The sequence below is a fragment of the Nostoc sp. genome (assembly GCF_036917195.1).
In the GTDB taxonomy this organism is placed as follows: domain Bacteria; phylum Cyanobacteriota; class Cyanobacteriia; order Cyanobacteriales; family Nostocaceae; genus Nostoc.
Window position 1 is genome coordinate 212130 of the sequence record NZ_JBALDG010000020.1, and the last position, 25007, is coordinate 237136.

Genomic DNA, 25007 nt, shown 5'->3' on the forward strand with positions numbered 1-25007 from the left:
TGAAAAGTTATTTCTTTTTACTTTCACTTCTTGTATTTTGCATGTTTAACTTCTAACTCCTAACTCCTAACTCCTAACCCCTAACTTGCTGCGACCAAATGCGAGTTGGTAGTCCCCAAACGTAGATAAAGCCTTCAGCAGCTTTGTGGTCAAATTGGTCTTCGGCTCCATAGGTTGCCAAATCGGGAGTATAGAGGGAATTATCGCTCGAACGCCCAACTATCGTAGAGTTGCCCTTGAACAACTTCACTCGCACAGTTCCAGAGACTCGTTCTTGTGTCTTTTGAATAAAAGCATCCAGTGCAACTTTGAGTGGACTGTACCAGAGACCGTTGTAAACAATTTGACTGTAAGTTTCTTCAATCCCACGCTTGTAATGGGTGACATCTGCCGTTAGAGTCAAGCTTTCTAAATCCCTATGTGCCTGAATTAGCACCAACATCGCGGGTGATTCATAGATTTCCCGCGATTTGATCCCCACCAAACGGTTTTCAATCATATCGATCCGCCCGATACCGTGATTTCCTACCACCTGATTGAGTTGTTCAATTAGCTCAACTGGCTTTTTAGCTATGCCATTGATAGTTGTTGGAATACCACCGTGGAAACCAATTTCGATGTACTCTGGCTCGTTGGGAGTATGGGCGATCGCTTTGGTCATCTCATAAATTTCTTCTGGTGGCTCAAATGACGGATCTTCGAGTAAACCAGCTTCAATGCTACGACCGAGCAAATTCTTGTCAATGCTGTAGGGAGAGGATTTTTTGACTGGTGAGGGGATACCAAACTTTTCCCCATAGGCGATCGTTTCTTCACGGCTCATTCCCCATTCTCTGGCTGGTGCGAGGATCTTTAGGTTGGGGTTCAGGGCGGTAACAGAGACATCAAAGCGAACCTGATCGTTACCCTTGCCGGTGCAACCATGAGCGATCGCATCAGCACCATATTTTTCGGCTGTATCTACTAATACCTTAGCGATCAGTGGACGAGCAAGGGCAGTTCCTAGAGGATAACGATTTTCATAGAGGGCGTTAGCTTGAATCGCTCCAAAGGCGTAATCTTTAACGAAGCTGTCTTTGACATCCGCCACTAGGGATTCACTTGCACCGGATTTGAGAGCTTTTTCTCGAATTGGCTCTAATTCATCTCCCTGACCTAAATCTGCTGCTAGGGTAATCACCTCTTCTACACCCCACTCCTTTTTGAGGTAGGGGATGCAAACTGAGGTATCCACTCCGCCAGAATATGCCAGGACAACCTTTTTGGCGCGACCCATTAATTTCTCCAGTTAGGAAAACAAACAATGAGTCATTATTATATCTAAACTAATCCATGTATATTTTCTTTATGCAACAACCTATACGCAGATTGTCAGCAAACTCAGACAGAAGAATCTGTATAGGTTAATTTGTGGTTAACTCTAATCGAAGTTTGCAAATAGAGCGATCGACTAGATGAAGTACAGCATCTGTGCCTGAAAGCTAGATATAACTTTAAAAATACCAATTTTTACAATACTAAATAATTCATGTATTAGATATTACATTTTTTATAAATGTAAGAAATTAGTAACAGGGTAGAATTATCCACCCTGTTTTAAATAGATGCAAATTAACTGCCTAACACTTTATTCTTGATAACTTGGTTCAAGCTTTTGTGCTTGATGACCTAGAAGATAGTTGCTTTTTGGCAAATAATACACCCAGTCCCAATACAGATAATCCAAGGGTAAAATTTGACTCAGGAACGCTGGTGTAACTGATAATCTGAACATCATTTAGATCAATAAAATTGCCACTGTAAACTTCAAAAGTGCCCGGTGTAAATTGCAACCCTAATCCCTGTCCTTGAGAAATTTTTCCCGAAGAGTCGGTTAAAACTAACGCTAATGGATCATTTGCTTCAGTATAGGACTGGCCATTGTAGGTAGCAAAAATCTTTAAGCCTTCTGAAGTCGTTATTTGTTGGTCAGCAGCAGCTGCCTGGTCAAACGAAAAAGCGCCTGTCAGAGTTTTATTAGTGTTAGAGAAATGATAAGTGAGTTGTGCAGCCTGGACGGGCATAATTTCTCCGGCTGCAAAAATCAAAGCAGTTCCCATCGTTACAGCTGCTAATTTCTTGAAGATGGAGTCAGTCATTTTTTTACTTGATAGAGAACAGGTACAAAAAGACTGAAATAGTTTTATGAGAGAGACGTGTGTTACACGTCTCTGCAACACCAAGCTTTTCAATCAGTGTTCAGTGAAGCAGTGGATTAAATTCACTGACTCGTCAGCGCAGTTTTCATTGCCTGAAAGATATGGCTCTGATCAAGTACTCCTCGGACAGCGGGCGCACTGTAAGTAGTATTAGAGCTATCTTTGAACTTAACTTCTTTTCCCAGGTATTTAGTTAGAACTGATGCATAAGCACCTTGGTAGTAAACAGGTACAATCCTTCGGCTGTGACTACCCCAGAGGTACTTATAATTCGGATCAGATCCCCAAAAGTGACCAGCATCTTTAGAATTGTGCTTGTTGAAAGTGATGTCCTTGGCGTTATACTTCAAGCCCTTAGACTGATTTGGGTCAGGATTAGGAGTCAGCTTTGATACAAAGTCATTATTCAGAGTTAAATAGTGGTCATGGTCAGCAGTAACGAGTAGCAGGTTCTTGCTCCAACCACCATGATTGTTAATCCAGGTAATAACCTCTTGAACTGCTTTGTCAAAATCATTCATAGTACCAATCAGGTTATCCATGTTGTTGTCATGAGCACCCCAATCGATATCACCTCCCTCAATCATTAGCCAGAAGCCATCTTTGTCCTTACCTAAAACTTTAAGAGCAGCTTTGCTCAGATCAGCCAAAGTTGGATTTTCGTTAATCTCTCTGGCAATGAAGCTAGCATCGGTTTCACCAGCAGCCAGAGGACGCACAGTATCAGGTGCAGGAGCATTGGGAGTAATCGGGTTGCCTGCTGCATCAATGACAGGAACACACTCCCCAGCAGTACCAGGAATGATTTGACCTGATGGACAGGGAGTTACAATTTTAACAACAGAGCTATAGAGCGTGAAATTACCCAGACCTGTGGTGCTGTAGTCACCTTTAGAGGAACTGGTAGGAATATTGCCATCTTGTCCACGGGCACCGTATAGACCAAATAATTTACCTCCTTTATTTGGGTCGATTTTGGCTGCCTTGTCTAACAGTGCCTTAGTTGCATTCGGGCCACGTTCCAAAAAGTTATAGCCATAACGATTGGACGTAGGGTTAGCCTTCAAATACTCGTAAGTGTCTTGTGTGATATACGTGTAGTTAAAAACTGGCCCTGTATTGGTCGTATTGCTAAAGTCCAAGGGATGACCACCACCCAACAAAACATTGGGCTGAAAGTTTAGCAATGTTTGCTGTAAAATGCTGTCTTGGTTGGTCTTAGTGGGGTCATAAATACTGTCGTACTTGCTACGACGATTGACGAAAGAGGCAGCAGCACCAGGCGTTGCATGGCTAACAGGTACAGATGTTACCAGACCTGTAGACTTACCTTTTTCTTTGGCAATTTCCAGGATGGTTTTCAACCTCTTCTCGTAAATGTCTACTCCCATCGCGTTGTTATAGCTCTTTACGCCTGTATAAAGAGTGGTAGCGGTGTTAGCAGAGTCCGGATAACTGTGCTTGATGTACTCTTTGTCGTAGGAACCGAGATTAGCAGGGGTTAAAGGAATCCAGGGAACGGGGCCTCCTTTACTTGTTTCATAACCTGTCAAGTTACCAGGTGAAAGGCTATTACCATCAGCGCGATCGCCAGGATTAAAAGGAGTAGGCTGGAATGAGAAGTTCGGACGAACAGGACTTGCACCTGTAAGTGGATTAGACCCATCTAAGCCAGAGTTACCTGTAAGGTGGGGTTGATTTATTGGTTTAGCTGGTGTATTGCCCTGAATCGTTGTGCCATAAGTGGTCACTAATCCATATCCAGTCAAATTTTGAAAGCTCAGACCAGAGCCTTTCCCACTGGTATAAAAGGGAGCGCCTTTGGCAAGGGCTGCGGCCCGTGCCATATTCCAACCCATGCCATCGCCAATCATGATAATCACGTTAATTCCATTACCAGCGGCCATAGTCGGCTGAAAAATAGAATTACCTAACATCAGCAGAACGGTACAGAAAAAGCCAGCCATAGTCAAAGCTAGGAAGCGTCTGTACTTTTCTAAAAATGAAATCATTGCAGTATGCCTTCAGATTGATTGAGCAATTAGTAGCTGTTAATACTCTGGACTTTCGCAAAAATTCCCAAAAAGCTTAATTTATCGTAGGTAGTGGCTTGCCGCAGGCTACCGCCAACTCTAGGAGACACTACGTGTAGCTTGCTTCCTCATAGGGGTACGCAGAACGTCTCCTAGAGAAGAATTCGTAGAGTATGCGTAAGTTCTAATACTGATAAAAATTAGGTTCAAGATGATTATTCTCGAAGTTTGAGTGGGTAGCACTCACATCTGGTTGAGTAGAAGTTGTAACATGACTCTGGTTAGAGGCAGTAGCTGGTTGTTGAATCAATGTTCCTAAAAACAGCAGGATTGCCACAACTAAACCAGATATGAACCAAGCCAATGCACGTTTGTACTGTTTGATTACTGAAACAATTTTTGATTTTTGAATTAAAGTCATGATTAGCAAACCTCCTAGTAAATAAGTTGTGTTTCTTAGATAATAGCTATGCTTTGACAATTCAAAAAACGTCAATAAGCATCATGTTTAAATTTGAATTATAAAAAAGCACAAAAACTGATTGATTTGATATATTTTTAGCCATTGCTTCAGGATGAATGTGTTTGATTTACTGATAACATTAAAGCTATATCTTGGTTGAATAAAGGATGAATAGATATTTTTGAAGTAACTTTACAGCTGGTTAGCTGCAAAGTTACTTCAGTAATCTTAAAAGTTTTTTGCAGATGAATTTGTAATTTATTGAGTAAACGATCGCGTTCTTGGGCTGTTGTACATTTAACTGTCAAATCAGCGCAAAGCATTACGTGATTTAAGCTAATTGCCCAGATATGAAGTTTTTCTACTTGCTCAACACCAGGAAAAGATTTGAGAGATATTTCTACTTCATCCGGATCAATTGATTCTGGTGCATACTCCAAAAAAATTTTCAGGCTTTCTTGAACTAAGGGGAAAGCACTTAAAGCAGTAAAAGTTGCAACTACTAAACTAATAACGACATCTGCCCACCACCAATCCCAAAGATGAACTGCTAAAGCAGCTATAATAACGCCAACAGAACTAGCAGTATCGGCGATGACATGAAGCAAAGCCCCCCGGAGGTTTAAGTCCTCGTGAGTGTGGGGATGAAGCAAAGTAATGTTGAGTAAATTGACTATTAAACCTAATACTGCAATTCCTAACATTGGTAAGCCCAAAATTGTTGTTGGATGTTGCCAGCGCCCAATAGCTTCCCAAGTAATAAAACTAGCGATCGCCAGCAAACCTAATCCATTCAACAAAGCTGCTAAAACTTCGATTCGTTGATATCCGAATGTTGCCTGACCCTTAGCTGGTTGCCGTGCTAAGAAACTTGCAAATAGTGATATTAGCAAGGCTGTAATATCGGAGAACATATGTCCGGCATCTGCTTGTAGAGATAAACTTTTACTCCACAAACCTACACTCCACTCAGCAAAAAAAAAACAAACAAGTAAACCTAATGTTATCCATATTATTTTGTCTTTTTGCTGATTTATAACCATTTTTGTAGAAGTATTTTCGCATCTACATTCATCCCATCGAAGTAAAAGCATTATCCAAAAAAGCCTTTAAATATACATTATTATCCTGAAAAATATCCACCTCAAGATTTGTAATGACTCTGTTTTTAATTGAGAATGCTACATCCTCAAAAGTTATCCTAAACTAGACTGAAATTAAAAATTTTGGTTTCCTATAAGACTTCTGGTTTCTGAACAATATTTCCGAGAAAACGTGCTTTTTAGTCTCAGGATGTTTTGCAAAATCAAATCTGAGTACTATATATTTTTTGGAAAATTACTCACTATTATTTTTAGAGATACATAATTTTCAATGCATTAATTTTTGAACACTGGAATATATTTAAGACTATATAAAATTTATCCCGGTTAATTTAAGGAATGGTAATGTTTACGTTAAATGACAGTCCATATTATATTTATTTACACCCATCCACTTATGTATTAATTAACCAATAATTAACCCTTACTGTTTTCGTGACTAGAATCGGGTAAGGAACAGTGTCAGCGCTCCATCTGTCCTATCCTGGAGATGAGTAGTGTTGTGGGTGAGAGTGTGTTTTTCAGCGTTGTGATACCGACTTATAATCGCCAACCGATTTTAGAAAAGTGCCTCCGCGCTTTGGAGGCGCAGGAATTAAGTAAGCCAAGTGCAGTTTCTGGTTACGAGATTGTCTTGGTGGATGATGGTTCTACTGATGGTACATTGGTGTGGTTGACAGAACACAAAGAAGAGTTTCCCCATGTACGCTGGTTTCAGCAAGACCATGCTGGCCCAGCTGCGGCTCGGAATTTGGGGGTAGAACAGGCGCTGGGAGATACAATTATCTTTATTGATAGTGATTTAGTAGTGCTGGATAATTTCTTGCAAGCTCACGCGGATGCACTAATGCAGGGACAGGAGAAATTGAGGAGCGATCGCTTTTTCACTTACGGTGCAGTTATTAATACTTGTAATTTCCATAATCCAACGGCTGAACCCTACAAAGTCACAGATTTTTCAGCAGCTTTTTTTGCTACTGGAAATGTAGCAATCCCTAAACATTGGTTAGAGAAAGCGGGACTTTTTGACATCAGCTTTCAACTCTATGGCTGGGAAGATTTAGAATTGGGTGTGCGGCTAAAAAAACTAGGTTTGACACTAATTAAATGTCCAGAAGCAGTCGGCTATCACTGGCATCCGCCATTTAAATTAGAGCAAATTCCCCGATTGATTGACCAAGAAATTCAACGCGGACGTATGGGAGTTTTGTTTTATCAAAAACATCCCACATGGGAAGTGCGAATGATGATTCAAATGACTTGGCTGCATCGCTTACTTTGGGGAATTCTGTCACTCAATGGCATACTTAATGAACGGACAATGGCTCCATTGTTGCAATGGCTAATTAATTTAGGTAAACCTCAACTGGCTTTAGAAATTGCCCGAATTTTTCTTAACTGGTACAACGTGAAAGGTGTCTATGAAGCCTATGCTCAAATGCAGCAAGTATTGTGAGTTTAGGCTTCATTTGGCCATCTGGTTAATTGCTTTTCTACAGTCTTTTGCATTTTCAATCATCTCCATTTGCTGATACAGATTAAAGGCTTCTTCATAAGCAGAAATAGCATCTGAATAATGGTATAGAGACTTTAGAGCCAATGCTAAATTAAACCAGCCATTAGCTTCAAATTGATTATGATGATTATGGTGAGCAGCTTCTATTCCGCGTTGAAGGTAAGAAATAGCTTGTTCATACTTTTCTAGCTGGCGGTATGTGTTGCCTATATTAATTAATGACCCTGCTGCTCCTTGAGGATCATTAAGCTTTGATTTAACTTCTAACGAGAAATGATAATAATCAATAGCTAATTGGTACTCTTCAAGATCACTATAAATCATGCCTAAGTTATTTAATGCGTGAGCCTCAAACTCTCTGTTTCCAATTTCTCTGGCGATTTCTAAACCAAGTCGGCTATAGTCAAGTGCTTCTTCATAGTTTTCTAAAGAAAAGTAAGCGAGACCCAAATTTACAAGAGAACCACCAATGTTGTCTATATCATCAATTTCCTCGGCAATTTTCAAGCAATTTTGATAATGTCCAATGGCTATTTCGTGATTGCCCATCCGATCATGAGCATCGCCTAAACAAGCAAGTGTAGTTATAAATTCCCACTTTTCGACTTTTCGGGGAATCCAAGATTCTATTAATCGCTCATAAAGCGCAATTACGATATTTAAGTATCCATGCGAACTCAAGAAGTTATAAACACAATTTTCATAATCATCAGTATCAAAAATTGTGTAAAAAGCTTTTGTATAATTTTCAGAATCACAGAGATTCTGAAAATTATCAATATAGGGTTGAACTTGCTCAATTGTCTGCCATGTGTACTCTTTAATTAGACTTATATCTTCTATGTTTTTGCTAGCTTCATAATTTGGTTCATCTTTTTGACCAAAACTATAAACACTTGCTTGGGGTATTTTTTTATAATTACTCAAAATTAGATAACGAGCTTTTCTCTCTGTCATATTTCCCTCTGTAGTTTCATCAGGGAAAAGCATTTTAATAAGCTCGTAGGGCTTCCTTAAATTGTACCTTATTGTATCAGATGCAATGTTTAGTTTTTTAGCAATCTCATCGCGATCTAAGTTAATAGCAATAGCTTTTAAACAGCTGTGCTCTTTAGGCTGCAATCCATCTCCAGCATTGCAATTCAATAGATCCAGGTAAAATCTATTCCATTCGTATAATTGGTGAACTTCTGGGAAGTCTTCGTTTAACTTATCTGTAAACTTTGGCATCGGTTCAATGTCTTTGTATTTACTGTTCAAGGTTATCAATTTCCTTGGATGATAGACCACCCACAAAATTACCCACAAAATTGCCTACGCTTGTGGGGAGACTTAGTTGGGGTTTTCCAGATAGGTTGTAAACATATAAATAAACGAATCTGGAGAAAGTTAAATGACGGATCATTACAACGCAGTCTACACTAGCTATACAAAATCCAACCAGGCAGATTTTCACCAATCTGAATTATTTGGTGGAGATAAGCATTTCTTTACTGCCGACTTTGAGCGAGGAGAATTGATAAGTGGTTACGCCCTGTCTATCATGGAATTGGTGCGTGGTATTTTGGGCGAAAACTACTGGTACTTCACCGAATTTCCTTTGCAAATAGCCTGCCCTAAACAGGAAGGAGTTTACTTAGAGGACAAAACCTTGTGGCAATTCTGGGTTAATTCTAGGGTTGACATCATTGTGATGAACCCTAATTTGGGTGAACACTGCCGTAAAGCTTGTCTAATGTTGGAATGTCAGTCTCCCTGGCATGATCTGGAAGATACTCAAAGGCGCGATCGCACCAAATTTGATATGATCGCTTCTACAAAAACCCCTCTAATTTACGTTCGTTATGCCGACTACCCTAGAATTTTGCGTTTTTGGAGTCAGGGTAATAGCGATGAGGTGTTTTATAATTCCTTTACTCAAGACGGGAAGACAGAGTTGAAAGAATTCTTCACACGCTACTGTCTGTGAATTTGGAGCGATTGCTGAAGTTTGACCTTAACGCTTTCCTCTCCACTTTTAGCAATGTGCCTACGTTCGCCAGTAGTTGAATTGTGCTTATCTTTTTCCCAACTTGGTTGCACCGATTGCAAATTGTATTCCTGCTCCAACTTGTGAATTACCGCTTCACTTCTGCGATCATCCCAGCTATCGGAAGATGTAGTGCCATCTTATCTAGTAGCTGTTCATCATCAAAACAAGATAAATTAAGTCAAAATCGCCCCACCCATCAATTTCTCATACCGATACTTCAACTCTTCTTTCATTAAATGCCAACGCTCTAGGGTTGCATCCATCTCTATAATTTTCTCAGCTGATTGTCGTGCTAAAAGCAAAACTTCTTCGTCTTCAACCAAACTTGCTAATGTAAAATCTGGCACTCCCGATTGACGAGTTCCCAATACTTGCCCTGGCCCACGAAAACGCATATCCATCTCGGAGATGAAAAAGCCATCCTGGGATTGTTCCAACACCTTCAACCGTTGTTGAGCATCAGGGCTTCTGGAACTGCTCATCAACAGACAGTAAGACTGAGCCGCACCCCGACCAACACGCCCGCGCAGTTGGTGCAGTTGCGATAAGCCAAATCGTTCTGCATTTTCAATGAGCATTACTGTAGCATTAGGTACGTCTACACCAACCTCAACAACGGTAGTAGAAACTAGAACCTGCGTTTGGTTATCGCGGAATTTAGTAATTGCTTCATCCTTATCCGCTGAACTCATGCGACCGTGTAGCAGCCCCACTTGAAAGTCAGGAAAAACGCTTTCCTGTAACTTTTGATGCTCCTCCACAGCCGATCGCAAATCCAGTTTTTCTGATTCTTCCACTAACGGCAAAACCACGTAAACTTGTCTACCTTGGGCAATTTCTCGGCGGATGAGGTCGTAAGCATGGTTGCGTTGCTGACCTGACAATACTGTTGTCTGAATTTTTTGTCGTCCTGGCGGTAACTCATCAATTTGGCTCACATCCAAATCCCCATGTATTGTCAGTGCTAAGGTTCGGGGAATTGGGGTAGCTGTCATAGTTAACACGTGGGGTTGCTTACCTTTTTGCTGTAAACGCGCCCGTTGTTCTACCCCAAAACGATGCTGTTCATCTATCACCACTAACCCCAATTGATGGAAGTTTACCGGGTCTTGAATTAAGGCATGAGTTCCCACTAACAGAGGTAATTCACCAGTTCCTAACTGAGAATGTATTTGTCTTCGTTTAGCAGTTTTAGTGGAACCTGTCAGTAATTCCACTGGTAAATGCAGCAGGTTAAACCAGCTAACTAACTTGCGATAATGTTGTTCTGCCAAAACTTCTGTGGGAGCCATCAGCGCCGCTTGGTAGCCGGATTGAATTGCTGCGAGGATAGCTAGCACGGCGACGACCGTTTTACCTGAACCGACATCGCCTTGCACCAGACGATTCATTGGCACAGGTTTCTGCAAATCATTGAGAATGTCGTTGAGAACACGTTGCTGTGCGTCAGTGAGTTGAAAAGGCAGTATTTCGTGGAATTTTTCCACAAGTTGACCTCGTGGCACAAGGATAGCGCTGGTTTGAATCGCCCTTGCTTGCTGTTGACGTTGCAGTAAACCAAGTTGCAGGTAGAAAAATTCATCAAAAACTAGGCGACGACGGGCAACTTGTAGGACGGCGCTATCACTAGGAAAATGGATATTAGCGATCGCATCTTTCAATTCCATCAAACCATACTTCTCTCGCAAACCACTTGGTAAAGGGTCTTTCAGATTAGCCGCAGCGGGCAAAGCAGCAATTACCGCTTGTCGCACTGTATTTGCCACCACACCCTCAGTCAGTCCATAAATTGGCACCACCCGCCCAATATTCAGCGACTCAATCGAATCTCCTGGATTTGCCAAAACCTCTAGTTCTGGATTATCCAGTGTTAAGCCGTATTTACTTTCTTTCACTAACCCACACGCTGCCAGAATACTACCTACTGGATAACGACGTTTTAAACTTTCTTGCCAAGCGCGACTGCTAAAGCGTGTACCTGCGTAAAAACGACCAATTTTGATTTGACCACTGTTATCTTTTACGATCAGTTCTAAAATTGATAATTTCTGATTTTTAGGGCTAGTAAAGCAGTTGCAACGCTTCACGGTAGCCACTATTGTCACCGTCTCACCCGCCTGTAACTCGCGGATATTCACCTGACGCGCATAATCAATATGGTCACGAGGATAGTAGAAAAGCAAGTCGCGGACAGTGTGTAAACCAAGCCGTGCCAAATTACCAGCTTTTTTGAAGCCTATTTCTGGTAAATCACTGAGTTTTTGCTCAATTTTTGGGGCAAGCCTCCGACTCACCTCAGCAACAATTGGAGATTTTGGATTTTGGATTTTTTTCCCCTGCTCCCCTGCTCCTCTGCTCCTCTGCTCCCCCTGCTCCCCCTGCTGTAGTTGGGAAAGATACCTGCGAGTATCTGCTACTAAGTGTTGTCTTTCTTCCAGTGCTAGATGTGGATAACTAGCAAATTGCACCGCTAGTCCTTGCCAACGGCGGCGTTCAGTTTGGGGCAAGCCTGTTGGGAATTTGCCCAAAGTCAGGCTAAGAAATTCACTGAAGCGGTACTGTCTGCCTACCAAGTCTGTAAAGCCATGTTCGGCTTCTATTGCCAAGGCTTTGTGCAATCGTATCCAATCTGGTTTTTCATTAGTCATTGGTCAGCAGAGTTAGGAGTTAGGAGACGCGATTAATCGCGTCTGTACAGGAGTGAGGAGTTAAGAGTTAGGAATAAATAACTCATAACTTATAATTCATAACTCATAACTTTATTCAAACCAACTAGCACGCCATGCAGCTTCAGCTTCAGCGATCGCTCTTTCTCGATGTTTTTTTTGATACTCTCGTCCTAGCTTGTTGATTTGAACTAAAATACTGCGGATTTGCCTGCGCTCAGAGGAGAGTGTCACATCAGCAAATTCAATTTCCCCTAGCCGCAGGTTAATAGCCATAATTTGCGTCATTTCAGAATCTTCTGACTGCTGCTCATTTTCAATTTCAATTACTAAGTTTAATAAGTTGGGTGGCCCTGGCATAACCTCGGCAGACGCTTCTGATGCAGCCGCAGCCGCAGCTGCTAAAATCGGTTCTGGTAATTTTTTGGGTAATACGCCAGCTTTTTGTAATAAAAGATTAGCATCATGCGAAAGTTTTTTCAGTATCTCTTGCGTAACCTCTTCTAAGTTATGTTGCCATTTTGCCAGTTCTATAGGATTAGAGGTGTCGAGGGTGAGAGGCTCAGGAGTAGATGTGCCCAGTATCACAGGAGATGAGGATGTTACTCCCTCATCTTGCCCATCTCCCTCATGTGTTCCATCTGTTTCATCTGTTCCATCTTCCCCTACTTCCTCACTTTTTATACAAGTGAGTAATTGCTCAGATGCCACTTGACCCAACTTGCGGATGGCTTGTTGCAATTGTTGACGCTGATTCAATGACAAATGCAGAAAGTTTTCGGGATACCCTTGGGTACAAAGGTGGTAACTTGCCAGAATCAACTGTTTTCGTACAGCTAGCCCTAATGTATTTAGATAACTAGCATAAGCGCTTTGTAGTTCTGTTGCGATCGCCCGAATCGCTTCTTTCAGTGCTGCAATATCTTGTTCAATTCGCTCGATTGCTCTTGCCATATCTTTTCGTTCTTGTCCATGTTAACTCTTACATAGTACAAATGTACGAATTTATTTAAGGATAACTTTTTAGAGGATTTTAGATTTTAAATTAAATACGATATTTCGCATCTCTATTAATAAAATACAGGTCAGGCAATTTGCTTGACCTGTCCTTAAATAAGTTAGGAGTTAAGAATTATGAGTGATGAATTATGAAGCTAACTTCCTATTAACTGCTAACTCCTGTACAGACGCGATTAATCGCGTCTCTCCTAACTAATTATTACTTGCTGCCAATTTGTGCAGCGACTTCATCAGCAAAGTTACTTTCTTGCTTTTCAATGCCTTCGCCCAGTATATAGCGGACAAAGCGAGTCACTTGAATCTCTTCGCCTAATTGCCCCTTCACTTGCTTCACCAAGTCTTCCACAGAAATACTTTGATCACGAATGTAAGGCTGATCGAGCAAAGCCAATTCTTTCAAGCGTTTTTCAATCCGTCCCTGAACAATCTTTTCTTTGATATTATCTGGCTTGTTCGCCAAATCATCCTTGCCCATTTCAATGTCTTTTTCCTTTTGGGCAATTTCGCTAGGGATTTGGTCTACGCTCACATACTCAACATTTGGACAAGCCGCAACTTGCATAGCAGTGTTCCGTGCCAAGGTTTGGAACTCTTGATTAGTAGCCGCTGACTCAGTTTGGGAACCCAACTCTACCAATACACCAACTCGACCGCCAGTGTGAATATAGCTGTCTACTATCCCTTGCGTGCCTTCTGTTAATGCAAAATTCTTAAAGCGACGCACTTGGATGTTTTCACCGAGCGTGGCAATGGTTTGCTTGATGAATTCTTCTACAGTCCCACTTTCATTATCAATATAGGGTTGAGCCAACAAAGACTCAACACTATTAGCAGTCGCTGCTTGCTTTGCTAGGTTCTTAACTAAAGCTTTAAAAGCCTCGTTACGAGCAACAAAGTCGGTTTGGCAGTTGACTTCTATGAGTACACCCACTCTACCTCCGGGCTGAATGTAAGTGTCTACTAGACCTTCTGCCGCAACGCGATCGCTTTTTTTCCCCGCCGTAGAGATGCCCTTTTTCCGTAGCCAGTCTACCGCTTCTTCTATGTTGCCATCAGTCTCTTTCAGCGCCTTTTTGCAGTCCATCATGCCGGCACCAGTTTTTTGGCGTAGCTCTTGGACGAGTTTTGCAGATATTTCCGCCATGTTGCCTCAATTCCTAACTTGACCTCGATTTGTAATCGCTCACGGGTGTTGAGTATTTCTATATTACTCAGGGCTAGGGGAGAAAAAATAATCAAGTATAAAGGTATGAGGCATGAGTTTTTTGCCTCCACCTTTGTCTATGATTTGCCGCAGGCTAGGGCGGCTTGCTGCTACTTTGCAATCCACCGCCCTCCCTTGTCCACTTACTTCACCCCTGCTTTACTTATTCCTCTGCTTCCTCGTCGGGAATTATGGCGTCAGTATATTCGCTTTCTTCGTAATCTTCGTCATACTCACCACCTTCGTAATCTTCGTAATCCTCTTCAACATCCAGCTGACCATGACGACCTTCATAAATGGCATCCGCCAATTTTCCTACTATCAGCTTAATTGACCTGATAGCATCGTCGTTTGCTGGGATGGGGATATCTACTACATCTGGGTCACAGTTTGTATCCAGCATGGACACAATCGGAATATTCAGCTTTTGGCATTCTTGAACTGCGTTATATTCCCGCCGTTGGTCTACAATTACAACGATATCGGGGACTTTCCGCATTGTTTTAATGCCGCCCAAGTATTTCTGAAGCTTCGTCATTTCCCGACGTAGCATTGATGCTTCTTTTTTCGGTAATAAATCTAGAGCGCCTGTTTCCTCACGGCGTTCTAAATCTTTCAGACGGTCTACCCGTGTTTTGATGGTTGCCCAATTAGTCAACATTCCGCCCAACCACCGTTGGTTAATGTAGTGGGAACCACAACGGCTGGCCTCTTGGGCAATAATTCCAGCCGCTTGGCGCTTGGTGCCAACAAAAAGAAATTTCTTCCCTTGTTCAGCGTGCGATCGCATGTAGTTATAAGCATTATCCATCAACTGGGCAGTTTGCACCAAGTCAATGATATGTACACCATTGCGGGAAGTGTAAATGTAAGGAGACATTTTTGGGTTCCAACGCCGGGTCTGATGCCCAAAGTGAACCCCTGACTCCATCATCTGAGCCAATGAAACTACTGGCATATATTTTCTAACTCCGATTCGGGTTAAACCTCCATCCAAGCGTATTTCCCAACAGGGAAACACCCGAATTCTCAGATGTGCGAGATTAGTTAACCATACTAGGTTAGCATATTCGGAAGAGTTGTAGTTTGTTGACAGAGTGAGGGCGAGAAAATAGCGCTGCCCACTCAACAATAGGGAAGCGCTATGCTTGTAGTGATAGTGATAAAAATCTTGCTGTTTTAAACGCCTTCAACAGCGATCGCTACCCTTTTTTAGTAAGAAATACTCAGTAAAAAAGCTAAAGTTACGCGTAAGCCAGGGGAGCTACACCCTAGTACATGGCGTCAGTTTGCCTACCTTTAAAGAAGGAATTTTGCCCCAAATCTTGTTAATTGAAATGGTAGCTGCATTTACGCCGTCATGTACTAGTGTTTAACTGACTAGTTTTAAACTACCCCAAAAGACCTATCTACTCGCGGTCTTCTTGATCCTTCGGTTTGGGTTTTTGTCGCCGTTGTTTGATCTGCTCATCGATAGTTTCTCTCATTTTCTGTTCAGCAGTGTCCATCGCAAAATACTTAAAGCGGTTGATTACGCTCCTGAACAAGTCGCTAAAGAATCTTTCAATTTCTTGCATAATTTAATACCACAGTATTTAAAGGTAAATTCTTGACTCTACCATTGGTCTTGGACTTTCTAGTGGAAGCTGGAAATAAAATGTTAACGAGTGCATCTCGTTTTGGTATGTGTATACTTTATCTCCAAAATCAACTTGCTGCTTTTCGGATTCTTTAAAAGATATTTTTGCAAAACTGAGATGCTTGCAACGCTAACCTCTTGCGAATATTATATAAGATAGTCTTCTCAATCAAATCACTACTATTGAGACTTCCGAGATTGAAACGCGGTGGACACCCATCTATTCTATTCTGTCTAAGGTAATAAATGTGGCAAAAATATAGGTAACAAATTGTCTACTTGTTTGTAACAATTTTTAAATTTCACCGTCACTCATTAGTGTGTTTGGTGCGATGTCTACGATGGGCGTAGTTAAAGCAATTTTTAGAATTACACCTTGCATGTTACTCAATAGTATCGGGGTCTACATTCAGCGAACGTAACCTTGCCTTTAACTGTTCTATCTGCAATTCTGCCTGTTCTGCTCGTTGGCGTTCTTGTTCTGCTCGTTGGCGTTCCTGTTCTGCTCGTTGGCGTTCCTGTTCTGCCAGTTGTTCTGCTTGCTGCCTTGCTAAAACTTCCTGCCGTAAAGCCTGTACCAGTTCATCAGGGATTAGTAATTTTTCCCCTGTATCCTCTCGATAAAACCCAATTAGCCTTTCCTCAACCACCAAACGCAGTTGTAACGGTTCACTGCGTCCATCTTGTATAGGTTCGTAGATTTCTCCCCGCAGGCGATAGCCACGTAGCTGTTGTTCTACCCACTCGCCTTTAGGGTCAAATAGCCAGTATTCCTTGACACCTAGCTGCTCATAGAGGGTCTTTTTGAAGATTTCGTCTTGTCCCTTAGTACCAAAAGATGTCATTTCAAAAATAACTGTGGGTACTTGACCCTCTTCCCAAATTTTATAGTTGTCCCGACCGCCGGATGCAACATCAAAAATCACCATCACATCTGGGGCTACGCGCAACTTAGGAAAACCCTGTGCATAATAAAGAAATTGATTTCCCAATACTGTTGCCTGATGAGATGCCAGATACTGTTTCAGTACTTCCAAAGTAGTTAGCAAGGCATAAAGGTGGTCGTAGGTTTCTGCCAGTGGTTGACCATCAGCACTGGGATAGAATATTTCGGATTCGATACCAACTCTTAGAGTAGCCGTCATGGTTGTAAAATCAGTGCTACGAGATTATTGTAGAGCAAGTCTGGCTCTGCCTAACTTAGGATGTGCAAGCTTTTCAAAATATAACTAGATAACTCACAAAATCCTTCCCCTTCGGCAGCGTTAGTAATATAAGCAGGGTGATATTTCAACTGATTCAGATATTCCAGCACGTTTGCCACGCCTACAGAAACAGGAAAATAACGCTGATCAAATAAACTTTCATCATTGGGGCTATCGCCAACAGTGACAATTTGTTCTGGTGAGTATTGGGGCAAATATTCGCGCAATACTTGCAACAATCCCACAGCTTTATCTTGCCCTTGGGGTTTAATGTGACACTGCACATTGCTATAGGTAAATCCCCAACCCATTTGTTGACAGAGATTGTCTAGGGTTTGTAGTTCGTCTTGACGCAAAGCAGCTACATCAAAAGTCCAGTCGGTGATGCGAAAGCGATTATCAGCAGATTCTTGGATTTGGGGAAATTTAGTTTGTAAATTCTCAAAAGTCGTAGCCAAGTGCTGGCGATGTTTAGCTAAATCGGGAATGGGTGTTAAGACTACTGGTTTCTGGTTCCCAGGCGGAAAGTACAAACCGCCATTTTCTGCCATCGCACCTGCCACTGGCATCATCGCACTCAATCCACTCACCCACCCAGCAGAACGTCCTGTGACAATCAGCACCTTAATGTCAGCTGCTGCTAAATCCTCTAAAGCTTGCAGCAGTGCAGGAGTAAATTTTCCTCGTCTAGTCAGGGTGCCATCCATATCTGTGGCTATCAGACGAATATTGCTAAAGCTTGTAGATGAAACCTCAGACAGAATAGGGAGGCTCAAATGTTTGGACATATGCGGTTTGTAAAAAGCTGTAAAAAATATTAATGATACAGCAAGATGGCATTGAAGATTTGGGCATCCTAAACATCAGGAGTCAAGTTTTTCAGTTTTCCAACCATGTCCACTTCGATGTTTCTTGCCCAATCCCCAGGGTCAAAGCCTAAAAAAGCATCCCAGGAAGTGCCAGCAAGTGATCCTCAAATACCACCATTATTGTTGGTAACTTCTGGAGGACTGGCTTTAGCGGTGATTGCTTTAATTGTGTATAGTAAGCTCCAGATGAATAAGCTGGAGAAAAAACTTAAGTTTGAACAATTCCGCACGCGAGAATTAGAGAAAAAATTTAAGCTGGCGCTAGAAACAATTCGCAAAATGGAAACTAATCCCGATTTGGTCAACTCACGGGACTTTAATCTGGATTATCTGCGAATGCGGATGTCAGAGGAGGTGTTTCATTTTGCAATCCTTAATCAAGTGAAGATTCAGATTAAAGATAAAGTTTCTCAAGCCCTGCGTCCAAATCAAGCACAACTTGGATCAGTCGGAATTGCTAATAGCGCTGGACGGCAGGTGGATGAAATTTTTGATGTAGAGTATGAGACTGGTAGTCCAGGGAACTCTGCCAAGCGAGTTCTGTTTCGTATTCAAATCCGGTTAATGAAGTTACCGACGCAAGCAAGTTCTGCGACTATTAGTCAGATTATTGACTGTATAGAAACTTACCTAAGTCCCATAGAAGACGAAGATAGCTGGCAACCAACAATTCAAGGTCGGATTGCTACCATGCATTGGGATCAAAAGGCTAAACCTACCCCTCTACTGGTGCTAGAACAATCGAATGAAGGCGTGAATGTGACTTTCCGGACTAGTCGCCAACCAAATGCCCCAACTCCGCCAAAGCCACTTGGAATGAAAAAATCAGGCTCGGTTAGACAATAAATTATGGCTGCCATTAGTCATTTGTCCTTTTTCCTTTGTAGATACAAATGACCAATGACAAAAAATCACCCTTACGAGTAAATAGACAGTATTTATTTGCGTCACAACTTAGTTATCAGTTGTGATTTATCACTTCCAAATCATCACCCAATAGCTGCATTGGCGGAATTACGGGTTAAAAGACCATCTTCCATTTCTACGATGCGATCGGCTATGTCTAAAATGCGGTTGTCGTGTGTCACTAATAAGATAGTAGTTCCCTGATTTTTGGCCAGACTCTGCATTATTTCCACGACATCGCGTCCTGATTGTTTGTCTAATGCAGCTGTTGGTTCGTCTGCTAACACCAGTGGAGGACGATTCACCAAGGCGCGGGCGATCGCAATTCTTTGTTTTTGTCCACCAGAAAGGTTGTCTGGGTAGTAATCAACTCGTTCTTCTAGACCAACAGACTCCAGCATGGCTTTTGATTTAGCCACTGCTTCTGCTTTAGAAATATTATTATTCAATTCTACCGCCATTTGCACATTTTGCTTCGCAGTCAAGAACCCTAGCAAATTGTGAGCTTGGAAAATATAACCAATGCTGCGTCGCATCTGCACCAGTTTATTTTGACTGACGCCAACGAGTTCTTCACCTAAAAATTTCAAACTTCCCTCTTGTACAGATCGCAAACCACCAATTAAGCTCAGTAATGTTGTTTTACCTGAACCGGATGGCCCGGTCATAATTACAATTTCTCCAGAATAAATTTCTAGGTTAATGTCAAATAATATTTGTTTTTTCAGTGCGCCTTTGCCATAGTAGTGATTGAGGTTTTTAATAGCAATAACAGGTTCTTTTTGGCTCATAAAGTTGTTAGCTATAAATTAAAAATTTTGAAACGAAACTGTAACAGCTACCAAAAACTAACATTTCTTATTTTTTAATTATAATCTACAATTAAAAATAATATCTTTTAATTAATATTTAATTAATTAAAAGATATCTGCTGGATCGGCGGAACGTAATTTTCGGACTGCGATCGCACCAGAAATAATACACATAATCATTGTCAGAATCAACACCATTACCGCCCGATCAAAACTCATAAAAACTGGTAAAAGTGTTGCTTGTCTGGCGGTTTTATACATAAATAAAGCAAAAATAATTCCAGGTAAATATCCTAAAACTGCTAATAACAAAGCCTCTTGAAGAATGACTGTCAATAAATAGTTTTGTGTATAACCTATTGCCTTGAGAGTAGCATATTCAGCTAAGTGGTCTGCAACTTCTGTATAAAGGATTTGATAAACAATTACAGTCCCTACAATGAAACCCATGACAGTCCCTAATGTAAAAATAAAGCCAATAGCTGTACTATTTGCCCAATAATTCCGCTCAAAATCAATAAATTCTTGCTTAGTTAAAACATTTACCTCATTAGGTAAATATTTTTGTAATTCTTGGACGACAACTTTAACATCTGCTCCCGGTTTTAATCTAATTAACCCAATATCAATTAATCCTGGTTGACGATTGTTGAATATTCGCAGAAAGTTAATATCACTTGTAATTAAATTTCCATCTGCACCAAATGATGCACCTAATGTAAATAGTCCTCCTACTTTAATTCGCCGCCTTCGTACTTCTGCTATTACAGTCTTTCCTTGCTCATAATTAGCAGCGATTGGACCATACTCCACTCTAGAAGAACGGTCAAATAAAACTACATCAGGAAGTTTAAGTTTATCTAAATTATCCTGAACTCCAGGTAAGTTCAATAGATTATTTTCCGGGTTCATTCCAAAGATAAGGATACTACGAGGACGGCCTGTTATAGGATTTTTCCAGACTGTATAGTCCAAATATATAGGATGTACTGATTGTACTGTGGGTAAATCTAAAGCTTTATATAACCGCCGTTGAGAAAAGCTCCTCATTGCTAGAACAGCACTAGATTGACTATTGATTAAAACAATATCGCCCTGCAAGCTGCTATGAAATCGAACGTTACTATAATACAAAGCATCCCGGAAACCGAGTTGCATAAACATCAAAATATCAGCAAAGGCAATTCCTGCCAAAGCCACAGCTAGGCGAGTTTTTTCTCTTGTCAGTTGTAGCCACGACAGAGGTATTTTTTGATTCATGTTATAGGTATCCAAGCACAGAGAGAAGAAAAAAATGCTTAACTGAACTGTATTGGCTTTTAAATTTAAGTTCTGTACCTCACTTAATTGCAACCTGTTGTAATTTATTAGACATTATTTATTGATGAAACAGCCTAATTAAAAACATTCCTAATCCAAAATATCAAATCATAAATTTGTATTACTGTTCACCTATAACTTGATTCGCTATTAATTTCGACAAGAACTTTAGCGTAAGTTAAACCCGAAACTTTCTGGCTATCTTCTGGAGGTAGAGCAATTTTCACTTCTACTACTCTGGCATCCACATCTGCTGCTGGATCTGTATTCAGCACATCTTTTTTACCAATTTTTCTACCAATTTCAGTAACAGTTCCCTTTAATTCGTCGCTAAATGCTCCATTATCGCTGCTGATAGTGGCGTTTTGACCAATACGCACTTTTCCAATACTGTCTTCAGCAACTTCAGCAATCACAAACATTTGGCTGGTTTGTCCAATTTCAGCAATACCATTTGCACCTATGGCTTCGCCTGACTTGGTGTAAACCTTTAAAATCTCTCCAGCTATTGGTGCTTGAACGTAGCTCAACCTCAATTCTGCTTCGGCTTTTCTAACATTTGCGATCGCATTACTAACTTGGGCTTGCGCTACTTGCACATCGGTAGGACTAACATCTAAAATTTTGCTCAGTTTGGCCTTTTCTTCATCGATTTGTCTTTGCAAAGTTGCTAAAGTTTTGTCACGGTTAACTTTGGCTTCGATTAGCTGCTGTTGCAAAGTTGCTGAATTTTGTATTTGGTTAGCTCTAGCCTCAGCAAGTTGCTGTCGCAGGGTTGCCAATGTCTGCTTTAGTGTAGCTTGGCTTTCGGCAACCTGCTGATTAGAAGTTACTGCACTCAGGCGTCTACTATCCCGTTCTTGCTGAGAAATCGCACCTTCTCGGTATAAAAAATCATAGCGTCCGGCATCGACTTGAGCATTGCGCTGTTGGGCTTTAATCCGTGTAAGCGTTGCTCTAAGAGCTTCTCTTTGCCCACTGAGTTCAGCTTCTAGGCGATTCACGGTTGCTTGTTGAACGAGTTTATCCCCACTAAACTGAGCTGCAACCCGCGCGATCGTCGCTTGTTGAGCATCCCTTTCCCCAACAAACTGCGCTTGTAAGCGAGCAATAACTGCTCTTTGGGCTTGAATATCTCTTGGAGAGCCAGCTCTGATTTGCGCTAAATTCGCACGGGATTCTTGCACCTTGGCTTTTGCCTCTTCTAGTCCGGCTATTTGGGAATCGCGGTTATCCAAAATTGCCACAATTTGGCCTTGCTTTACCTGTTCACCCTCTCTCACCAGAAGTTGCTGAATTCGTGATGATGGCGCTAATCCTGAGGATGGGGCGGACAATTTAACAACTTCGCCTCGCGGTTCCAAACGCCCTAAAGCACTAATGCTATTGGTAGATGGCATTACGGGTGCAGATGTAGTTAGTTTTCTCAGCTGCTCGATTTTAGCTGTACCTAGTATCCCAGCGGCTATTACTACTGGCACAGCTACAGCGATACCCCACCAAATCTTAGGTTGTTCATGATTAAGTGGCTGCTCACTTGGCTTCGGCTTTTCAGTCACCCTTGACATAGTATGTTGCCCGTTTACCTGAATTGTGCTGATGGAAGTAAAAATAAAAGGGTTTTTAATCAACAGCCAGCCGTTTAGGACAAACAACAGTGGTTTAAAGCTGGGTATGGCTTAAAATCCATTGTGTGATGAACGCTCAACACTATGGTTTTGCAAAATGGTGTTTTCTATAGCGATCGCTGGTTTGTATGCAATACAGTGACCTCACTTCCATTCCTCTCTCCTAAAAAGAGAGGCTTTGAGGCTTACTTACTCCCAACGCTATAAGGGTTGGAGCTGAGGTTAGGTCTGTATTGAAACCTAGAAGCGCTATAGTAGCTGGCTATTTAATAACTCTGAGTATTATTGAGACATGAGTGCAATGCGAGTTAGCAGAATTCACAAGCAGTATGAATCTAGATGTAGAGACGTGATCTTATATCGCGTTTCTACACAAAATCCCAAAGAGTGCATCTCATTTTGGTAGGTGTATACTTAATCTCCAAACTCAAGTTGCTGCTTTTTGGATTCTTTAAAAGAGATTTTTGCAAAACTGAGATGCTTGCATCCCAAATTGGTATGATGCGGTACTGTACTGCTACATTCACTACGGCTACAGTTAGTCACAAAATTCAAAAGAAACATCAAAAATAGACTGTTGCCTTTGTGGGATACAATCTTGCTACAAAAGTTAGTCTTCCTTAATTGAATCAACGATTAACTAACTAAAAAATATCTGTTAACCCTTCGACTTCGCTCAGGGTAAACTAGAGCATTCTTAACATTAGAGTTTCCTTAACTTTCTGGTCAATGAGTTAGCTGTCTCTAGTTGCTTGCACCTACCAAGACAACAAACCATTTTGTAATATTTGCTTCAAAGACTTGACTACTTTTCCTGCTGCTGTTTTGGGACTCCATTAAACTCTCGTTGAATGAATTCTACATTTATCCGTTACGCGAAAACGTAACAGAGCTTACAGATGGGCAACTGTGAGTCTGGAAGAAGATCAGGGAGATGATTAATTTGGCAGGTCGAATAAAACTGTGGTCATGTAATGTTCTGCCCAAGCTGGGCCAAAGGCTTTTTCTAGTACGCGGCGGGTTTTATCGTTTTGCTGCTGTTTGGTGCAGTAGTTGTGTTGTCCGGCGATATTTTGTGTGACTTGTTCAACTGAAACAGGATGTGAGGCGATCGCTTGAGTGCAATGAATGTCTAAAAATTCTCGCACACGCGAGAGAAACATTGTTTCTTCTTCTGGGGAACTGGGGCGGACAAAGATGCAATAATCCGAAAAAATATTTCCCCATTCAGGTAATTCACGGGGTTGGGAAAAGTTAAGCACTGTTAGCTGTGTCAGTGCAGAAGTATAAGATTCTGGTAAGGTGCGCTCTAAGTGAATCGGAGAAAGGTCTGCGATCGCTGCACTAATTTGACCTCTACCCCCAACTAAATCGCAACCAAACATCGGCAGGTTGTATTCTGGACGGGGAAACATGACGCAGTGCAAAATATCCAGCATATTTCCGATTTTTGCCAGTTCCAAGTGCATTTTCCGAAACTGGGGCGTTTGATAGCAGCGATTTTCAATTGTCAGTTTTTCGCCTTCTAGTCTACCTTCCACATACCCCAACTCATCAGGCAAATGATAGGGCGATAGATCCAAGTGCTGATGCCAAGCTGCCTCAATACAATCAGCTAGCTGACGAATTAGGGGATGTTGTTGCTCACGCAGCGAGGGCATAGAAGTAAATGACATATTCTAGTTGGGAATGCGATCTAGTAGCCAGTCTACAACCTGTTGTGCCACACCTGTCGTGGACTGCAATATAAGCAAACACTTGATGGGCATTGGGCAAATGACAAAAGCCAAAGGACTATTGCCACAAATCAGTGACATCGTATCCCAATTCCCCTAGCATGTGCCGCAGCAAGGGTAAACTTAGTCCAATTACATTGCTGTGACAGCCTGCGATTTTTTCTACAAAGAAACTACCAAAACCTTCAATGGCAAAGGCTCCAGCACACTTGAGGGGTTCACCTGTGGCAACATAGGCTTTAATTGCGCGATCGCTCATTTGAGCAAAGTAAACTTTTGTTACTTGAGACTTGACTAAAGAGCGGTTTTGGTTCAAATCAATTAAAGCGTGACCTGTGTACAAGTCGCCAAAGTTACCTTGCATTATCTGCCAACGGGTGATCGCTTCAGAGAAGTCTGCTGGTTTACCGTGAATTTCACCATTGATAGACAAAACTGAATCACAACCCATAATCAAAGCCGATTCAAACTGCGGGGCTACAGTTTCCGCCTTATATTGGGCAAGAGTTTTGACCAATTCTGCTGGTTCACTTAATTGGATTTGCGACTCATCAAAGTCACTTGGTCGAACTATCGGTTCAATACCAACAGTTTGCAGCAAGCGGCGTCGGGCTGGGGAAGCTGAGGCAAGTACAAAAGGTGGAATTTTCATGATCT

General features: G+C 41.5%; 20 protein-coding genes. 3 read left to right on the forward strand and 17 right to left on the reverse strand.

Going from position 1 to position 25007, the window contains the following annotated elements:
* Positions 1 to 73 precede the first annotated feature (73 nt).
* The 5 genes from V7K40_RS07045 to V7K40_RS07065 all read right to left on the reverse strand — a co-directional run bounded on the left by V7K40_RS07045 (position 74) and on the right by V7K40_RS07065 (position 5737).
* Positions 74 to 1276 (reverse strand): argininosuccinate synthase, encoded by a 1203-nt coding sequence (locus tag V7K40_RS07045; RefSeq protein WP_334958009.1) that lies wholly within the window; start codon positions 1274 to 1276, stop codon positions 74 to 76.
* A gap of 370 nt (positions 1277 to 1646) precedes the next feature.
* Complete coding sequence (locus tag V7K40_RS07050; RefSeq protein WP_334958011.1) at positions 1647 to 2138, reverse strand: PEP-CTERM sorting domain-containing protein; 492 nt, start codon at positions 2136 to 2138, stop codon at positions 1647 to 1649.
* Between the two features lie 122 nt (positions 2139 to 2260).
* Complete coding sequence (locus V7K40_RS07055; RefSeq protein ID WP_334958013.1) at positions 2261 to 4210, reverse strand: alkaline phosphatase; 1950 nt, start codon at positions 4208 to 4210, stop codon at positions 2261 to 2263.
* A gap of 205 nt (positions 4211 to 4415) precedes the next feature.
* Positions 4416 to 4652, reverse strand: a complete 237-nt coding sequence (locus tag V7K40_RS07060; RefSeq protein ID WP_334874803.1) for a hypothetical protein — start codon at positions 4650 to 4652, stop codon at positions 4416 to 4418.
* 149 nt (positions 4653 to 4801) lie between these two features.
* Positions 4802 to 5737, reverse strand: coding sequence for a cation diffusion facilitator family transporter (locus tag V7K40_RS07065; RefSeq protein WP_334958015.1), 936 nt, complete (start codon positions 5735 to 5737; stop codon positions 4802 to 4804).
* 550 nt (positions 5738 to 6287) lie between these two features.
* Here V7K40_RS07065 and V7K40_RS07070 point away from each other — a divergent pair.
* Complete coding sequence (locus V7K40_RS07070; RefSeq protein WP_334958017.1) at positions 6288 to 7253, forward strand: glycosyltransferase family 2 protein; 966 nt, start codon at positions 6288 to 6290, stop codon at positions 7251 to 7253.
* A 9-nt stretch (positions 7254 to 7262) separates the two neighbouring features.
* Here V7K40_RS07070 and V7K40_RS07075 read toward each other — a convergent pair whose 3' ends face one another.
* Positions 7263 to 8573, reverse strand: coding sequence for a tetratricopeptide repeat protein (locus tag V7K40_RS07075; protein ID WP_334958019.1), 1311 nt, complete (start codon positions 8571 to 8573; stop codon positions 7263 to 7265).
* 133 nt (positions 8574 to 8706) lie between these two features.
* Here V7K40_RS07075 and V7K40_RS07080 point away from each other — a divergent pair, with 133 nt between their 5' ends.
* On the forward strand, positions 8707 to 9282 hold the full coding sequence (locus V7K40_RS07080) for a hypothetical protein (RefSeq protein WP_334958022.1): 576 nt from the start codon (positions 8707 to 8709) through the stop codon (positions 9280 to 9282).
* 236 nt (positions 9283 to 9518) lie between these two features.
* On the opposite strand, the gene recG is transcribed toward V7K40_RS07080, so the two are convergent.
* From recG to V7K40_RS07110, 6 genes are all read right to left on the reverse strand, one after another.
* On the reverse strand, positions 9519 to 11993 hold the full coding sequence (gene recG / locus V7K40_RS07085) for an ATP-dependent DNA helicase RecG (RefSeq protein WP_334958024.1): 2475 nt from the start codon (positions 11991 to 11993) through the stop codon (positions 9519 to 9521).
* Between the two features lie 111 nt (positions 11994 to 12104).
* Positions 12105 to 12965 carry a hypothetical protein gene (locus tag V7K40_RS07090; RefSeq protein WP_334958026.1) on the reverse strand — a complete coding sequence of 287 codons (861 nt, stop codon included), beginning with the start codon at positions 12963 to 12965 and terminating at the stop codon, positions 12105 to 12107.
* Between the two features lie 265 nt (positions 12966 to 13230).
* On the reverse strand, positions 13231 to 14175 hold the full coding sequence (gene tsf, locus V7K40_RS07095) for a translation elongation factor Ts (RefSeq protein WP_334958028.1): 945 nt from the start codon (positions 14173 to 14175) through the stop codon (positions 13231 to 13233).
* Positions 14176 to 14398: 223 nt separating this feature from the next.
* Positions 14399 to 15193, reverse strand: coding sequence for a 30S ribosomal protein S2 (rpsB, locus tag V7K40_RS07100; protein WP_334958030.1), 795 nt, complete (start codon positions 15191 to 15193; stop codon positions 14399 to 14401).
* 1064 nt (positions 15194 to 16257) lie between these two features.
* The gene (locus tag V7K40_RS07105; protein WP_334958032.1) at positions 16258 to 17019 is read right to left on the reverse strand and encodes a Uma2 family endonuclease; all 762 of its coding nucleotides are present in this window, start codon (positions 17017 to 17019) and stop codon (positions 16258 to 16260) included.
* A gap of 50 nt (positions 17020 to 17069) precedes the next feature.
* Complete coding sequence (locus V7K40_RS07110) at positions 17070 to 17867, reverse strand: HAD family hydrolase (protein WP_334958034.1); 798 nt, start codon at positions 17865 to 17867, stop codon at positions 17070 to 17072.
* Positions 17868 to 17972: 105 nt separating this feature from the next.
* Here V7K40_RS07110 and V7K40_RS07115 point away from each other — a divergent pair, with 105 nt between their 5' ends.
* Positions 17973 to 18794: a hypothetical protein gene (locus V7K40_RS07115; RefSeq protein WP_334958036.1), complete on the forward strand. Its 822-nt coding sequence runs from the start codon at positions 17973 to 17975 to the stop codon at positions 18792 to 18794.
* A gap of 143 nt (positions 18795 to 18937) precedes the next feature.
* Here V7K40_RS07115 and V7K40_RS07120 read toward each other — a convergent pair whose 3' ends face one another.
* From V7K40_RS07120 to V7K40_RS07140, 5 genes are all read right to left on the reverse strand, one after another.
* Positions 18938 to 19645 carry a DevA family ABC transporter ATP-binding protein gene (locus V7K40_RS07120; protein WP_334958038.1) on the reverse strand — a complete coding sequence of 236 codons (708 nt, stop codon included), beginning with the start codon at positions 19643 to 19645 and terminating at the stop codon, positions 18938 to 18940.
* Between the two features lie 126 nt (positions 19646 to 19771).
* On the reverse strand, positions 19772 to 20926 hold the full coding sequence (devC, locus tag V7K40_RS07125; RefSeq protein ID WP_334958042.1) for an ABC transporter permease DevC: 1155 nt from the start codon (positions 20924 to 20926) through the stop codon (positions 19772 to 19774).
* A gap of 188 nt (positions 20927 to 21114) precedes the next feature.
* A complete protein-coding gene (locus V7K40_RS07130; protein WP_334958044.1) occupies positions 21115 to 22554 on the reverse strand; it encodes an HlyD family efflux transporter periplasmic adaptor subunit in 1440 nt (479 codons plus the stop codon).
* A 998-nt stretch (positions 22555 to 23552) separates the two neighbouring features.
* Positions 23553 to 24290 (reverse strand): phycocyanobilin:ferredoxin oxidoreductase, encoded by a 738-nt coding sequence (locus V7K40_RS07135; RefSeq protein WP_334793554.1) that lies wholly within the window; start codon positions 24288 to 24290, stop codon positions 23553 to 23555.
* Between the two features lie 118 nt (positions 24291 to 24408).
* Positions 24409 to 25002: a nucleoside triphosphate pyrophosphatase gene (locus V7K40_RS07140; RefSeq protein WP_334958047.1), complete on the reverse strand. Its 594-nt coding sequence runs from the start codon at positions 25000 to 25002 to the stop codon at positions 24409 to 24411.
* Positions 25003 to 25007: the final 5 nt, after the last annotated feature.

Excerpts from the sequence above, each read along its gene's own strand:
- V7K40_RS07045 (WP_334958009.1), bottom strand. The coding sequence starts at position 1,276 with ATGGGTCGCGCCAAAAAGGTTGTCCTGGCATATTCTGGCGGAGTGGAT.
- V7K40_RS07050 (WP_334958011.1), bottom strand. The coding sequence starts at position 2,138 with ATGACTGACTCCATCTTCAAGAAATTAGCAGCTGTAACGATGGGAACT.
- V7K40_RS07055 (WP_334958013.1), bottom strand. The coding sequence starts at position 4,210 with ATGATTTCATTTTTAGAAAAGTACAGACGCTTCCTAGCTTTGACTATG.
- V7K40_RS07060 (WP_334874803.1), bottom strand. The coding sequence starts at position 4,652 with ATGACTTTAATTCAAAAATCAAAAATTGTTTCAGTAATCAAACAGTAC.
- V7K40_RS07065 (WP_334958015.1), bottom strand. The coding sequence starts at position 5,737 with ATGGTTATAAATCAGCAAAAAGACAAAATAATATGGATAACATTAGGT.
- V7K40_RS07070 (WP_334958017.1), top strand. The coding sequence starts at position 6,288 with ATGAGTAGTGTTGTGGGTGAGAGTGTGTTTTTCAGCGTTGTGATACCG.
- V7K40_RS07080 (WP_334958022.1), top strand. The coding sequence starts at position 8,707 with ATGACGGATCATTACAACGCAGTCTACACTAGCTATACAAAATCCAAC.
- recG (WP_334958024.1), bottom strand. The coding sequence starts at position 11,993 with ATGACTAATGAAAAACCAGATTGGATACGATTGCACAAAGCCTTGGCA.
- V7K40_RS07090 (WP_334958026.1), bottom strand. The coding sequence starts at position 12,965 with ATGGCAAGAGCAATCGAGCGAATTGAACAAGATATTGCAGCACTGAAA.
- tsf (WP_334958028.1), bottom strand. The coding sequence starts at position 14,175 with ATGGCGGAAATATCTGCAAAACTCGTCCAAGAGCTACGCCAAAAAACT.
- rpsB (WP_334958030.1), bottom strand. The coding sequence starts at position 15,193 with ATGCCAGTAGTTTCATTGGCTCAGATGATGGAGTCAGGGGTTCACTTT.
- V7K40_RS07105 (WP_334958032.1), bottom strand. The coding sequence starts at position 17,019 with ATGACGGCTACTCTAAGAGTTGGTATCGAATCCGAAATATTCTATCCC.
- V7K40_RS07110 (WP_334958034.1), bottom strand. The coding sequence starts at position 17,867 with ATGTCCAAACATTTGAGCCTCCCTATTCTGTCTGAGGTTTCATCTACA.
- V7K40_RS07115 (WP_334958036.1), top strand. The coding sequence starts at position 17,973 with ATGTCCACTTCGATGTTTCTTGCCCAATCCCCAGGGTCAAAGCCTAAA.
- V7K40_RS07120 (WP_334958038.1), bottom strand. The coding sequence starts at position 19,645 with ATGAGCCAAAAAGAACCTGTTATTGCTATTAAAAACCTCAATCACTAC.
- devC (WP_334958042.1), bottom strand. The coding sequence starts at position 20,926 with ATGAATCAAAAAATACCTCTGTCGTGGCTACAACTGACAAGAGAAAAA.
- V7K40_RS07130 (WP_334958044.1), bottom strand. The coding sequence starts at position 22,554 with ATGTCAAGGGTGACTGAAAAGCCGAAGCCAAGTGAGCAGCCACTTAAT.
- V7K40_RS07135 (WP_334793554.1), bottom strand. The coding sequence starts at position 24,290 with ATGTCATTTACTTCTATGCCCTCGCTGCGTGAGCAACAACATCCCCTA.
- V7K40_RS07140 (WP_334958047.1), bottom strand. The coding sequence starts at position 25,002 with ATGAAAATTCCACCTTTTGTACTTGCCTCAGCTTCCCCAGCCCGACGC.